The sequence below is a fragment of the Mesorhizobium sp. M1143 genome (assembly GCF_040318435.1).
GTDB lineage: Bacteria > Pseudomonadota > Alphaproteobacteria > Rhizobiales > Rhizobiaceae > Mesorhizobium.
Window position 1 is genome coordinate 22230 of record NZ_JAMYMJ010000015.1, and the last position, 13623, is coordinate 35852.

At 62.8% G+C, this 13623-nt stretch carries 15 protein-coding genes; 6 read left to right on the forward strand and 9 right to left on the reverse strand.

The window, feature by feature from the left end:
* Nucleotides 1-20: 20 nt before the first annotated feature.
* The 5 genes from uvrA to NKH35_RS13285 all read right to left on the reverse strand — a co-directional run bounded on the left by uvrA (nucleotide 21) and on the right by NKH35_RS13285 (nucleotide 5510).
* Complete coding sequence (uvrA, locus tag NKH35_RS13265) at nucleotides 21-2942, reverse strand: excinuclease ABC subunit UvrA (protein WP_352914869.1); 2922 nt, start codon at nucleotides 2940-2942, stop codon at nucleotides 21-23.
* A 783-nt stretch (nucleotides 2943-3725) separates the two neighbouring features.
* Entirely contained in the window at nucleotides 3726-3947 is a 222-nt protein-coding gene (locus tag NKH35_RS13270; RefSeq protein ID WP_032891865.1) for a hypothetical protein, read from the reverse strand.
* 146 nt (nucleotides 3948-4093) lie between these two features.
* Entirely contained in the window at nucleotides 4094-4702 is a 609-nt protein-coding gene (locus NKH35_RS13275) for an ATP-dependent Clp protease proteolytic subunit (RefSeq protein ID WP_023684630.1), read from the reverse strand.
* Nucleotides 4703-4731: 29 nt separating this feature from the next.
* On the reverse strand, nucleotides 4732-5199 hold the full coding sequence (locus tag NKH35_RS13280) for an SRPBCC family protein (protein WP_023819863.1): 468 nt from the start codon (nucleotides 5197-5199) through the stop codon (nucleotides 4732-4734).
* Nucleotides 5196-5510: an ArsR/SmtB family transcription factor gene (locus NKH35_RS13285; RefSeq protein ID WP_023706188.1), complete on the reverse strand. Its 315-nt coding sequence runs from the start codon at nucleotides 5508-5510 to the stop codon at nucleotides 5196-5198. The genes NKH35_RS13280 and NKH35_RS13285 overlap by 4 nt, the downstream gene beginning before the upstream one ends.
* 133 nt (nucleotides 5511-5643) lie before the next feature.
* Here NKH35_RS13285 and NKH35_RS13290 point away from each other — a divergent pair, with 133 nt between their 5' ends.
* The 4 genes from NKH35_RS13290 (at nucleotide 5644) to NKH35_RS13305 (ending at nucleotide 7674) form a co-directional block, all read left to right on the forward strand.
* Complete coding sequence (locus NKH35_RS13290) at nucleotides 5644-6045, forward strand: hypothetical protein (protein ID WP_023730163.1); 402 nt, start codon at nucleotides 5644-5646, stop codon at nucleotides 6043-6045.
* A gap of 210 nt (nucleotides 6046-6255) precedes the next feature.
* The gene (ssb, locus tag NKH35_RS13295; RefSeq protein ID WP_023670946.1) at nucleotides 6256-6789 is read left to right on the forward strand and encodes a single-stranded DNA-binding protein; all 534 of its coding nucleotides are present in this window, start codon (nucleotides 6256-6258) and stop codon (nucleotides 6787-6789) included.
* Between the two features lie 37 nt (nucleotides 6790-6826).
* Nucleotides 6827-7225 carry a DUF2306 domain-containing protein gene (locus NKH35_RS13300; protein WP_352914872.1) on the forward strand — a complete coding sequence of 133 codons (399 nt, stop codon included), beginning with the start codon at nucleotides 6827-6829 and terminating at the stop codon, nucleotides 7223-7225.
* A 23-nt stretch (nucleotides 7226-7248) separates the two neighbouring features.
* A complete protein-coding gene (locus NKH35_RS13305) occupies nucleotides 7249-7674 on the forward strand; it encodes an OsmC family protein (protein ID WP_023706191.1) in 426 nt (141 codons plus the stop codon).
* 10 nt (nucleotides 7675-7684) lie between these two features.
* On the opposite strand, the gene NKH35_RS13310 is transcribed toward NKH35_RS13305, so the two are convergent.
* From NKH35_RS13310 to NKH35_RS13320, 3 genes are all read right to left on the reverse strand, one after another.
* Complete coding sequence (locus NKH35_RS13310) at nucleotides 7685-8314, reverse strand: MarC family protein (RefSeq protein ID WP_023670949.1); 630 nt, start codon at nucleotides 8312-8314, stop codon at nucleotides 7685-7687.
* Between the two features lie 106 nt (nucleotides 8315-8420).
* Nucleotides 8421-8798 carry a VOC family protein gene (locus tag NKH35_RS13315; RefSeq protein WP_023715840.1) on the reverse strand — a complete coding sequence of 126 codons (378 nt, stop codon included), beginning with the start codon at nucleotides 8796-8798 and terminating at the stop codon, nucleotides 8421-8423.
* Between the two features lie 34 nt (nucleotides 8799-8832).
* Nucleotides 8833-9369, reverse strand: coding sequence for a hypothetical protein (locus NKH35_RS13320; RefSeq protein ID WP_352914875.1), 537 nt, complete (start codon nucleotides 9367-9369; stop codon nucleotides 8833-8835).
* 87 nt (nucleotides 9370-9456) lie between these two features.
* On the opposite strand from NKH35_RS13320, the gene NKH35_RS13325 reads away from it, so the two are divergent.
* Both NKH35_RS13325 and gyrA read left to right on the forward strand, forming a co-directional pair.
* The gene (locus tag NKH35_RS13325; RefSeq protein ID WP_023739981.1) at nucleotides 9457-10308 is read left to right on the forward strand and encodes a helix-turn-helix transcriptional regulator; all 852 of its coding nucleotides are present in this window, start codon (nucleotides 9457-9459) and stop codon (nucleotides 10306-10308) included.
* Nucleotides 10309-10530: 222 nt separating this feature from the next.
* Nucleotides 10531-13320 (forward strand): DNA gyrase subunit A, encoded by a 2790-nt coding sequence (gyrA, locus tag NKH35_RS13330; protein WP_023688627.1) that lies wholly within the window; start codon nucleotides 10531-10533, stop codon nucleotides 13318-13320.
* 56 nt (nucleotides 13321-13376) lie between these two features.
* Here the strand turns inward: gyrA and NKH35_RS13335 are convergent, their stop codons facing one another.
* On the reverse strand, nucleotides 13377-13523 hold the full coding sequence (locus NKH35_RS13335) for a hypothetical protein (RefSeq protein ID WP_023712381.1): 147 nt from the start codon (nucleotides 13521-13523) through the stop codon (nucleotides 13377-13379).
* Nucleotides 13524-13623: the final 100 nt, after the last annotated feature.

Below are 13623 nucleotides of genomic sequence, written 5' to 3' on the forward strand. Positions count from 1 at the left end.
GCGCCCGACCGGTCTGTCAGTTACTCCGCCGCTTCGCGCTTGCCTCCGGGCCGCCGCTCCAAAAGCTCCTTCAGGAACTGGCCGGTGTAGCTGCGCTTTTCGCGCACGATGGCTTCCGGTGTGCCCTGTGCCACCAGTTCGCCACCGCCATCGCCGCCTTCGGGGCCGAGGTCGAGCACCCAGTCGGCGGTCTTGATGACTTCGAGATTGTGCTCGATGACCACCACCGTGTTGCCCTGGTCGACCAGTTCGTGAAGCACTTCCAGCAACTTGGCGACGTCGTGGAAGTGCAGGCCGGTGGTCGGCTCGTCGAGGATGTAGAGCGTCTTGCCGGTCGCCTTGCGCGACAATTCCTTGGCGAGCTTGATGCGCTGCGCCTCGCCGCCCGACAGCGTCGTCGCCTGCTGGCCGATATGGATGTAGCCGAGGCCGACCTGCTTCAGCGTCTCCAGCTTGTCGCGCACCCCGGGCACGGCGGCAAAGAAATCGACGCCTTCCTCGACCGTCATGTCCAGGACGTCCGCGATCGACTTGCCCTTGAACACGACATCCAGCGTCTCGCGGTTGTAGCGCTTGCCGTGGCAGACGTCGCACGTGACGTAGACGTCGGGCAGGAAGTGCATCTCGATCTTGATGACGCCGTCGCCTTGGCAGGCCTCGCAGCGGCCGCCCTTCACGTTGAAGGAGAAGCGGCCCGGCTGATAGCCGCGGGCCTTGGCCTCGGGCAACCCGGCAAACCAGTCGCGGATCGGTGTGAAGGCGCCGGTGTAGGTGGCCGGGTTCGAACGCGGTGTGCGGCCGATCGGCGACTGGTCGATGTCGATGACCTTGTCGAGGAATTCGAGGCCCTCGATGCGGTCGTGATCGGCCGGATGCTCGCGCGAGCCCATGATGCGGCGCGACGCCGCCTTGAACAGCGTCTCGATCAGGAAGGTCGATTTGCCGCCGCCAGACACGCCGGTGACGGCGGTAAAAGTGCCGAGCGGGATTTCGGCAGTGACGTTCTTGAGATTGTTGCCGCGCGCGCCGACGATCTTCAGCCGGCGGTTTTTCTTGGCCTCGCGCCTGACACCGGGCGTGGCGACTTCGAGCGCGCCCGACAGATATTTACCGGTGATCGAGTTGGGATTGGCCATCACCTGCTGCGGCGTGCCCTGGGCGATGATCTCGCCGCCATGAATGCCGGCGGCCGGACCCATGTCGACGACGTAGTCGGCATGCAGGATGGCGTCTTCGTCATGCTCGACGACGATCACCGTGTTGCCGATGTCGCGCAGATGCTTCAGCGTGTCGAGCAGGCGGGCATTGTCGCGCTGGTGCAAGCCGATCGACGGCTCGTCCAGCACATAGAGCACGCCGGTGAGGCCGGAGCCGATCTGCGACGCCAGCCTTATGCGCTGGCTCTCGCCGCCCGACAGCGTGCCGGAATTGCGCGACAGCGTCAGATAGTCGAGGCCGACATCGTTGAGGAAGCGCAGCCGGTCGCGGATCTCCTTGAGAACGCGCACCGCGATCTCGTTCTGCTGGTCGTTGAGATGTGGCGGCAGTTCGGTGAACCATTTGTCGGCGTTGCGGATCGACTGCTCGGTGACCTCGCCAATGTGTTTTCCGGCGATTTTGACCGCCAGCGCTTCCGGCTTCAGCCGGTAACCCTTGCAGACCGGGCAGGGCGTCGCCGACATGAAGCGCTCGATCTCCTCGCGCATCCAGGCGGATTCGGTTTCCTTCCACCGCCGTTCGAGATTGGGAATGACGCCCTCGAACGTCTTGGTGGTCTTGTAGGAGCGCAGGCCGTCATCATATTGGAAGGTGACCTCGCGCTCGCCGGTGCCGCGCAGGACGGCTTCCTTGGCCTCTTCGGTCAGGTCTTTGAACTTGTCGCCGAGCTTGAAGCCGTATGCCTTGCCCAGCGCTTCCAGCGTCTGCGCATAATAGGGCGAGGTCGATTTCGCCCACGGGCTGACGGCGCCGTCGCGCAGCGAGACGTTTTCGTCCGGCACGATCAGGCTGGCGTCGATGGCGCGCTGATTGCCGAGGCCGTCGCAGGTCGGGCAGGCGCCGAACGGGTTGTTGAACGAGAACAGCCTGGGCTCGATCTCCGGAATGGTGAAGCCGGAAACCGGGCAGGCGAATTTTTCCGAGAACAGGATGCGCTCATGCGTCTCGTTCTTCGATTTGTTGACCGAGTCCTCGCCGGTCTGGCTGGCGTCGAGCGGCCGGTCGGCGAACTCGGCCACCGCCAGCCCTTCGGCGAGCTTCAGCGCCGTTTCCATGGAATCGGCAAGCCGTGTCGCCAGGTCGCCGCGCACGACGATGCGGTCGACGACGACGTCGATGTCGTGCTTGTACTTCTTGTCCAACGCCGGCACATCGGCGATCTCATAGAAGACGCCGTCGACCTTGACGCGCTGAAAGCCCTTCTTCTGCAGCTCCAGCAGTTCCTTGCGATACTCGCCCTTGCGGCCGCGCACGATCGGCGCCAGCAGGAAAAGGCGCGTGCCTTCCTCGACCGCCAGCACCCGGTCGACCATCTGTGAAACCGTCTGGCTCTCGATCGGCAGGCCGGTCGCCGGCGAATAGGGGATGCCGACGCGCGCGAACAGCAAGCGCATGTAGTCGTAGATCTCGGTGACGGTGCCGACCGTCGAACGCGGGTTCTTCGACGTGGTCTTCTGCTCGATCGAGATGGCCGGCGACAGGCCGTCGATCTGGTCGACATCCGGCTTCTGCATCATTTCGAGGAACTGGCGCGCATAAGCCGACAGGCTCTCGACGTAACGGCGCTGGCCCTCGGCATAGATGGTGTCGAAAGCAAGCGACGATTTGCCGGAGCCCGACAGGCCGGTCATGACGATCAGGCTGTCACGCGGCAGGTCGAGATCGACATTCTTTAGGTTGTGTTCGCGTGCCCCGCGAATGGAAAGGTATTTATGGTCGGCCATCGCCGGTCGCCGCCTCAGGTCTGGTGTCAGTGGGATCGGCGGGTTTTCCCGGCCATTCCCTATGTAGGTATTTTTGCCGCCACGTCGAGAGACGCCACACTTCTCGACCAAAGCCGTTTAACCGTCTTTCGCGCGAACGGGCAAGCGGAAAGAACAAAGACCGAACACGCTCCTGACAAAGCTGTGCAGAAACTGACAAGGGTGTTTCAGAAACTGACCCTGACGTAAGCTCCCGGCGATCACATTTTCCGTAACCGGCTATTCAAGGTTGACGCCGTCGAATCAGGGGCGCACTCTGCCGGAGTCAACGGAGCCGGCCGTCTTTGATGGCCTCGCCGCCCATAGCGGCCTGCGAGACGCCGCAGGTTTTTGCGATTTGTGCTTCGGATTGACACCAGTCGCAACGGACATAGGAGCGGAGCATGACGCCACCGGATAGTCCCTTGAGGCTCCACCTGCTAGTGGAGCCGCGGCGGGCATAAGTGCCAGGTAGTTTCAAGGCATTGGAGTGTATGCGTCCAAACGAACGCATCGCGTCAGTCCAACAAACCACCAGACAAACCGTGACCTGCCGAATCCCACAAAAATCAGAGACGGCTAGTCGGATCGTCGGCTGAATGCCGCGAAGCATCCGAAATCAAAGTCGGTATAACACTACCGGCAGTTTGGATTTGAAATCCAAAAAAAGCCCCGACCGTTTGCGGAAGCAACGGCGGGGCTGTTCGTTTGCGAGGAAGTCGTCGGCGCAGGCTTTCTCTCCCGTATAGTAGCTGGGAGAAGGGGCTACCGGCGCGGCGGCTTGATCCCACCCGTGCCGACATCGACAGTGATGCTGCCGGAAATTCTGACATCGGTGTCGCCGATCTTGAACGTGCCGTTCTCGCCGGCAGGCAGCGCGTCGTCCGGCTCCGGCTGCGGCGCGGGCTTGGCGATGCGGTAGTCGCCGGTCACGCCGGGCAGGGCGCCTTTCCGCGACGTGCTGGTGCTGCCCCCGGCAAAGGCCATGCTCGATGTCGCCGCCGTGATGGCAAAGGCTATGGTCAGTCTGTTCAGGTGGTAGCGCATGGCAAGACTATAGTGCCGCGCTCAAGGCGAGGCCAGACCAGCGGCGTTGAAATTGAGGGAACACCGGCCTGCATTCAATCCGCCGATCAGGCCGCTGCCTGCTTGCGGGTGTCGAAGACGTGGTCGACGAGGCCCCAGTCCTTGGCCTCCTTCGCGGTCATGAAGAAATCGCGGTCGAGCGTGCGTTCGACCTCTTCGTGGGTGCGGCCGCAATGGTGAGCGTAGAGGTCGGCCATGTGCCGCTTGGTGCGCAAAATGCCTTCGGCGTGACGCTGGATGTCGGAGGCCTGGCCCTGGAAGCCGCCCAAAGGCTGATGCAGCACGATGCTGGCATTGGGCAGCGCGATGCGCCGCCCCGGCGTTCCCGCCATCAGCAGGAAGGAGGCCATCGACGCGGCAAAGCCCATGCACACCGTCGACACCGGGCAGCTGACATATTGCATCGTGTCGTAGATGGCGAAACCGCTGGTCACCACGCCGCCCGGCGAGTTGATGTAGAGCGAGATCTCCTTGTCGGGATTGTCCGATTCCAGCGACAGGAGCTGGGCGCAGACCAGCGCCGACATGCCGTCATTGATCTCGCCATTGACGAAGATGATGCGCTCGCGCAGCAGCCGCGAGAAAATGTCGAAGGCGCGTTCGCCGCGGCTCGATTGCTCGATCACCATCGGCACCAGATTGGCAAAGCCGCTCATCTCATTGTCTCCGTTTTGATTTTTCCGGTTCAGGCGGCGCGCAGCAACAGGCGTGGCGCGTTGGCGGCGACAGGCCGCTTGGGCTTGTATGCGCGCAGCCAGAGCCGGCAGCCGGCGCCGGCCATCGCGACCGCAGGCGTCAGGACAAACCCGTCGTGGACGATGCGCAGATGCGTGCCGCCGGAAACGGTGCGGGCGAGTGTGAAGGTGACGATGCTCCCCAGCTCCTCGCGGTCGGCGTCGCCGGAACGCTCGCGCCAGGAATAGCGCAGCAGGCGCCCCGGTTCGGCATCGAGCACTTCGCACTCGATCGGCTTCTCAGGCCCGGCAAAGGCAAAGCGGCTGCCGGTTTCCGGATTGATGTCGTTCGGCATCATCCATTCCGCCAAGAGGTCCGGCACGGTCAGTGCCCGCCACACTTTTTCCGGTGCGTCCGGCAGATCGCATTCGAAGGCGAGGGCATCTTTGGCGGTCTGCGTCTGCTTTTCGTCGGTCATTGGTCCATGTCCTTCAAAACGACCTTCAGTCTTTCGATGCGCTCCGGCCAGAATGCGCGGTAGCGTTCGATCCAGCCGAGCAGCGGCTCGAGCCCTTGCGGATCGGCGCGATAGTAGGCGTTGCGGCCGGCGCGTCTTTCGCTGACTAGGCCTGCGCCGCGCAGCACGGCAAGGTGCTGCGACACCGCCGGCTGCGACACGCTCATGCCGGTGCGCAACTCCGACACGCTCATCTCGCCGGAAGTCAGCCGCTCGTAGACGGCGCGTCGCGTCGGGTCGGCCAGGGCGCGAAAAATCTCTGCTTCGATCATGGCAAAAGCATAAGTCGATACTTATCGATTTGGCAAGGGGTGTTTTGAATGCCGCGTATTGATTGGATCCTGCCGGGCCTCTAAGCCGTGGGGAACAAGATGGGCCGATCATCGCGAGGCAGGAGTAGTATTTATGAATTCCAACGTCGATCTTTCGTCCGCCGAGAACCTCAACGAGGCTCTGAGGCTCTATCGCCGCCTCGTACTCGGTATAGGAGCGATCGCCGTCATCGGTTTCGTGGCCGTGATCTTGTTGGCCAAGCTGGGTACGGCGCTATCGCCGCCATACGGGATTTACATCTTCGGCGAAGGATTGGGGACCTGGGGCCTAATCGCGGTGGTAGCGGCGCTCGTCGCTCAGGTGTGGTGGCACGGGCGCGCGATCGGGAAATTGCTGAATGACCCGGCTCTGAAATCTGAACCTGCAGTCGGGCTGATGTCGGCGCCAACCGTGATCGCGCAGCGCGCCCATGGCATGGGCATGGAGTGGAGCGGCTTTTTCGGTCCGTTGCGACCAGCTAAAAAACGGCGCTGACGACACCGCTTCTCGCCCCTGCGTGTCAGCTAAATCCACGCGCCCGCGTCCGCGATTGCTGCCATTCCTTGACAATCCGTGGTTAACAGTATAGGAACGAAAAGGGAACAAAAACCTTGTGGGAAAAGCCAGCCGCGGCAAGCCAGGATTGTGCGCGGCCTGTAAGGTGAACGACTTGAAATTTGTTTCGGATGAGCACGGAGAAGTGTCATGGCGGGTAGCGTCAACAAGGTCATTCTGGTCGGTAACCTCGGCGCGGACCCTGAAATCCGCCGCCTGAATTCCGGTGATCCGGTCGTCAACATCCGCATCGCCACGTCGGAAAGCTGGCGCGACAAGAACTCCGGCGAGCGCAAGGAAAAGACCGAATGGCACAACGTGGTCATTTTCAATGACCAGATCGCCAAGGTCGCCGAGCAGTACCTGAAGAAGGGCATGAAGGTTTACGTCGAAGGCCAGCTGCAGACACGCAAATGGCAAGACCAGACCGGCGCCGACAAGTACACGACCGAAGTCGTGTTGCAGAAATTCCGCGGCGAGCTGCAGATGCTCGATTCTCGCGGCGAGGGCGGCGGTCAGGTCGGCAACTATGCCGGCGGCGGCGGCGCGAGCCGTGGCTCGGATTTCGGCCAGTCTGGCCCCAATGAGAGCTTCAATCGCGGCGGCAACAGCGGTGGCGGCGGTTCCAAGGGCGGCGGTGGCGGCGGCTCGTCGCGCGAACTGGACGACGAAATCCCGTTCTGAGCTGACGATAGTCAGCGATATCTGAGGAGAGGGCGCGATGTCGCTCGGACCGCTTCTGTCGGCGCGCCCTCCCATTCCATGGTACGCCTTCGCGGCCCTTGCCGCGCTGGCCATTGGCGCTACGCAACTGGCACTGCCGAAAGGCACGACGCGCCATCGTGTCGTCGGCTATGCCTGGGCGGCGCTGATGATGGTCGTCGCCATCTCCAGTTTCTGGATCCAGCAGATACGCCTCGTCGGTCCGTTCAGCCCGATCCATCTCTTGTCGATTTTAGTGTTGATCGCCGTGCCGCTTGCGGTCTGGCACGCGCATATGCATCGGGTCGCCAAACATCGCAGGGTGATGATATCGCTGTATGTTTTCGCCCTGATCGGCGCCGGCGTGTTCACGCTGCTGCCGGGGCGGATCATGCACACGGTCGTCTTCGGCCAGTGACGCTTTCTGAAAGGAAGATTGCCGTGAAAGCACGGATTAAATGGGTCGAGGAGCGCACCTTCGTCGGCGAGTCCGGCAGCGGCCACAAACTGGTGCTGGGGACCGCCCCCGGGCCGGAAGGCAAGACGCCAGGTCCGAGCCCGATGGAGCTGGTGCTGATCGGCACCGGCGGCTGCTCGGCCTATGATGTCGTCCACATCCTCGAAAAAGGCCGCGAGGCGATCGAGGACTGTGTTGTAGAACTCGACGCCGACCGGGCCGAAACCGACCCCAAAGTCTTCACCCGCATCCATATGCATTTCATCGTCACGGGCCACGCGCTGTCGCGCGACAAGGTCCAGCGCGCCATCAACCTGTCGATCGAGAAATACTGCTCGGCCTCGGCCATGCTGGCCAAGACGGCTGTCATCACTCACGATTTCGAGGTCGTCGATACGGCGGTGGAGTAGGGGCTGCCGCTTACCCCGCCATCAGCGCCTTGATGCCATCCGCGACGAACTGAACCGCAAGCGCGGCCAGGATGACGCCGAGCAGGCGGGTGAGGATCGAGCGGCCGGTCTGGCCGAGGATGCGGTCGATGCGCTCCGACAGCACGAACACCAGATAGGTGATGGCAAGGCAGACGAAGATGATGCCGACCAGCGCCGCTTGTGCTGCAAAACCCTGAAACGAGCCCGACAGTAGCACAGTCGCCGAAATCGCACCGGGGCCGGCGATCAGCGGGATCGCCAGCGGGAAGGCCGCGATGTTGTGGATCATGTCCTTGGTGATGGCGACGTCGCCGATCTTCTCCTTGCGGTCCTGGCGGCGCTCAAACACCATTTCGAAAGCGATGAAGAACAGCAAAAACCCGCCGGCGACACGGAAAGCCGGCAGCGTGATGCCGAACACCGACAGGATGGACGCCCCGGCCACCGCAAACAACGCCATCACGAGGAAGCCGATGATCGAGGCGCGCACCGAAACCTGCTGACGTTCCTCGCGGTTCATGCCGCGTGTCACCGCGAGGAAGAGCGGCGCGAGACCTGGCGGGTCGATGGTCACCAGAATGGTGACGAAGGCGTTGAACAGGCTGTCGAAACTCGGCATCGCTGACCCCTCCCGCCGGGCCGGACCCCTGCGCCACCATAGTGGTAGAGCAAAGCCCGACCGGTGGGAACCGTCTGACATGGCGATACCGGAGACGGCGTCAGTGTTAGGCGGCAGCGTTGCAATAGGCCTCCCGGCGATAGCCGTCGGGATCGACGACGAAGGCAGCGTAATAGTTCTCGCCATATTCGGCGCGCAGGCCCGGCGCGCCATTGTCGCTGCCGCCTGCACGCAAGGCGGCGGCATGGAAGGCGACGACACTCTGCCTCGTCGGCGCGGCAAAGCAGAAATGCAGACCGGACTTCTCGTCCGATGGCACTGGCCGCTCCGCGTCGTTCACCCACAGCGCGACGGCTTGCGCACCATAACCCAGTGAGCCTGGCGACTGGCTGAGGCAGGAATAACCGAGCGGCTTTAGCGCGGCATCGTAGAAGGGCTTCGAAACGTTGGTGTCGCGGACGCCGATCGAGACATGGTCAAGCATGCTTTTGGTCACCTTTTTGCAATATGTTGCGTCATCAGTCGTGGGCGACGCGGCGCGCCAGGAACTCGACTTCGAGACGCCATGTCTTGCCATCGTCGTGCGAACGCTCGCCGAGCCAGCGGAAGCTGTCTTTCGTGATGCGCGAAAAGCTCCAGCGGACCGAGGAACCAGTGCCGTCGGCGCCGACCTGCACAATCGTGTCGCCTTCGGCGCGACCAAGCTGGCGGCTGTAGTATTGGTTGCGCGGGTCGCTCCAGAAGATGTGCCAGGCATCCGAGCCGGGATCATAGGCCCGCAGCGTTGTGCCATAGAAAGTCCATTTGCCGAGAGAAGGCGAGGGGCCGGCATCCCGCGCGGGCAGGATCCATACATCCTGGATCGCCCTGCCTTCCAGGACCCAGCCGAAATGCACCTCGCCGCGTCCGGTGAGAACCGTGCCGTCCTCGAGATGGCGCGTGGCATCGAATGTCCAGGCGCCGACGAAGCGGCCGTAGAGATCAAGCTTGTCAGCCAGACCGGGGTTGGGGCCGTCGCTGTGGAGCGCTTCGGCAAAGGAGCATGTACCGATCATACTTGCTGCCTTCGTTGTGTCAGGAGGCTGCAAGCGATAGGCCCCGGCAGGGTGTCGCGCTTGGGAAAAATTGCTATCTTTCAAGCCATGACGACGAGCGAACAAAACCTGGCATCGGGGCAGGGCTGGCATGTGTCCGACGTGCTGTGCACGGCCGGCGCCGGCGACCGCCCGTTCGAGGAGGCGCACGACACCTTCTGCGTTGCCGCTGTCACCAGCGGCACCTTCCGCTACCGCACCAGGCAAGGCGCCGCCATGCTGGCGCCGGGCGCAATCCTGCTAGGCAATGTCGGCGCCTGCTATGAATGCGGGCATGAGCATGGCGCCGGCGACCGTTGCCTGTCCTTCCACTTCGCTCCGGCCTATCTCGACCGCATCGCCAGCGACGTGCCCGGCGCGAGCAAGCTCGCCTTCGGCGTGCCGCATATGCCGCCTTTGCCGGCGCTCGCATCGCTGCTGGCCGAGGCGGAAGCGGCGCGCGAGATGGTCGACATCGACGCCTTTGAAGAGCTTGGCCTGCGAATTGCCGGTGCAGCACTGGCAGTTGCCGGCGCAGCACTGCCCGTCGCCAGCGATGCGGTGCCTGGCGTTCGACCGCCGAGCCGCCGCGACCAGAAACGGGTTGCCGAGGCGGTGCGGCAGATCGAGCTCAATGCCGACAGGCCGGTCTCGCTTTCCGAGCTTGCCTGCGCGACGGCGACCAGCCCGTATCATTTCCTGCGCACCTTCCGGCAGGTCGCCGGCATGACGCCCTATCAGTTTCTGCTGAGAACCCGGCTGCACCGCGCGGCGGTGCGGCTGCGCATGTCAGGCGATGCCATCTCGGCAATCGCCTTCGAGGCCGGTTTCAACGATTTGTCGACGTTCAACCGCCGTTTCCGGCGCGTCATGGGCGAAACGCCCGGCGACTATCGCGCCCGGCGGATGGCTACCCGCTAATGCGTCCGCCTGCCTCCTGATACGTTCTGGCTTGGAAAACTGTCCTTCGCAGGCTTTTGCCCCTGGCGGCGGCGAATGCGTTATGGCCAAATCGTCGCAATCAGAGGTATCCATTTGAATTTACCGCTGAAATCGTCATTGGAAAAGCACCACGAATATTGGAGTTTCGGCCGTGCTTCCTATATAAGCGGTCAATGATTCCTGATTAGATTGTGATCCGATTTGACCGACCAAAAACCCCCGCGCGGCGCCGACGGCGGCCCCACCGGCATCGAGCCCATCTCCATCATCGAGGAGATGCAGAGCTCCTACCTCTCTTATGCCATGAGCGTGATCGTCAGCCGTGCGCTGCCCGATGTGCGCGACGGCCTGAAGCCGGTGCACCGCCGCATTCTCTATGCGGCGCATGAGAGCGGCTATCACTGGAACCGCAAATATGTGAAGTCGGCCCGCCCGGTCGCCGACGTGATGGGTAAATACCATCCGCATGGCGACGCCTCGATCTACGACGCCTTAGTGCGCATGGCGCAGGACTGGTCGCTGCGCGTTCCGCTGATCGACGGGCAGGGTAATTTCGGCTCCATCGACGGCGATCCGCCGGCGGCGATGCGCTACACCGAATCGCGGCTGACCAAGGTCGCACATGAGCTGCTGGAGGACATCGACAAGGAAACCGTCGATTTCCAGGAGACTTATGACGCCTCCGACACCGAGCCGAAGGTGCTGCCGGCTCGCTTCCCCAACCTTCTGGTCAACGGTTCCGGCGGCATTGCCGTCGGCATGGCCACCAATATTCCGCCGCATAATCTGGCCGAGATCTGCAACGGCGCCATCGCCATCATCGACAATCCGGCGATCGATTTGCCGGCGCTGATGGAGATCATTCCGGGTCCCGATTTCCCGACCGGCGGCATCGTGCTCGGCCGTTCCGGCATCTACAGCGCCTATGCGACGGGCCGTGGCTCCATCGTCATGCGCGGCAAGGTCAATGTCGAACAGCGCGGCAACGACCGTGAATCGATCATCATCACGGAAGTCCCGTACCAGGTGAACAAGGCCTCGATGATCGAGAAAATGGCCGAGCTGGTGCGCGACAAGCGCATCGAAGGCATTTCCGACATTCGCGACGAAAGCGACCGCCAGGGCTACCGCGTCGTCATCGAGCTGAAGCGCGACGCTGTCGCCGACGTCATTCTCAACCAGCTTTACCGCTTCACGCCGCTGCAGACCTCCTTCGGCGCCAATATGGTGGCGCTGAACGGCGGCAAGCCGGAAGTGATGAACCTGACCGACATGCTAAAGGCATTTGTCGGCTTCCGCGAAGAGGTGATTAGCCGGCGCACGAAGTTCCTGCTGCGCAAGGCGCGTGACCGTGCCCATGTATTGGTCGGTCTCGCCATAGCCGTCGCCAACATCGACGAAGTGATCAAGCTGATCCGCACCGCGCCCGATCCGCAGACGGCGCGCGAGCAGTTGATGGAGCGGCGCTGGCCCTCCGGCGACGTCGAGTCATTGATTCTGCTGATCGACGATCCGCGCCATCGCATCAATGAGGATGGCACCTACAACCTGTCCGAGGAACAGGCGCGCGCCATCCTCGAACTGCGCCTGCAGCGCCTGACTGCGCTCGGCCGTGACGAAATCGCCGACGAGCTGAACACCATCGGCGACGAGATCAAGGATTACCTCGACATTCTGTCGTCCCGCGCCCGCATCCAGCAGATCGTCAAGGACGAGCTTGCCGCCGTGCGCGACGAGTTCGGCACGCCGCGCCGCACCGAGCTCACCGACGGCGGCGCCGACATGGAAGACGAGGATCTGATCCAGCGCGAGGACATGGTCGTCACCGTCAGCCATTCCGGCTACATCAAGCGCGTGCCGCTGTCGCTCTACCGGGCGCAACGCCGCGGCGGCAAGGGCCGCTCCGGCATGTCGACCAAGGAAGAGGATTTCGTCACCCGGCTGTTCGTCGCCAACACGCATACGCCGGTGCTGTTCTTCTCCTCGCGCGGCATCGTCTACAAGGAAAAGGTCTGGCGGCTGCCAATCGGCAATCCGCAGTCGCGCGGCAAGGCGCTGATCAACATGCTGCCGCTGGAGCAGGGCGAGCGCATCACCACCATCATGCCGCTGCCCGAGGACGAGACCAGCTGGGGCGAACTCGACGTCATGTTCGCCACCACGCGCGGCACCGTGCGCCGCAACAAGCTGTCCGAATTCGTCCAGGTCAACCGCAACGGCAAGATCGCCATGAAGCTGGAGGAGGAGGGCGACGAGATTCTCGGCGTCGAGACCTGCACAGACAATGACGATGTGCTTTTGACCGCCAGCTCCGGCCAGTGCATCCGCTTCCGCGTTGGCGATGTGCGCGTCTTCCAGAGCCGCAATTCGGTCGGCGTGCGCGGCATAAGCATGGCCGAGACCGACCGCATCATCTCCATGTCGGTGATCGAGCATGTCGATGCTTCACCGGCGGAACGCTCCGCCTACCTCAAGCGGGCAGCACTGGAGCGGCGGCTTGCCGCCGAGGTGACCGGCGAGGAAGAAGAGATTGCACTCACCAATGAGGAGATTGGCGAGGAGACTGAGCTTTCCGACAGCCGTTACGAAGAGCTCAAGGCGCATGAGCAGTATGTGCTGACGGTGACCGAATATGGCTACGGCAAGCGCTCGTCATCCTACGATTTCCGCCTGACCGGACGCGGCGGCAAAGGCATCCGCGCCACCGACGTGTCGAAGGTGGCCGAGATCGGCCAGCTGGTGGCGACTTTCCCGGTCGGCAATGACGACCAGATCATGCTGGTTTCGGATGGCGGCACGGTCATCCGGGTGCCGGTCAACGGTATCCGTTTCGCCAGCCGCGCCACCAAGGGCGTGACCATCTTCAACACCGCCGAAGGCGAGAAGGTGGTTTCGGTCGAACGGATTTCGGAGCCGCAGGCCGACGAGGATGTCGAAGAGGGTGTCATTGAGGCCGGCGCCGGAGATGCCGTACCGGACAGCACCGAATAGGTTTGAGCAACAACGCCGGCCCGATGGGCCGGCGCAAACAAGAAACTAGCAATAAATCAGGGGCGATGGTGGGGCCAGCGAGCGCCGAAACCTTCGAACCGCTTTGTGCGGACACGGACGCGCTCTGCCTCGCTATGCAATCCGAATGCGGTGGCGATCAGCATGGCGACGGTCATTGCGGTGGCGAGCATGTAGATCAGCATGTGCGTGTTCTCCTGCGCCTATCCAACGGTTAGATCGGGTTTTGGTTTCATCTTCCGAAGTGCAAACTAGCGAACGCGGCGTGAAGTCTTCGTGATCAAG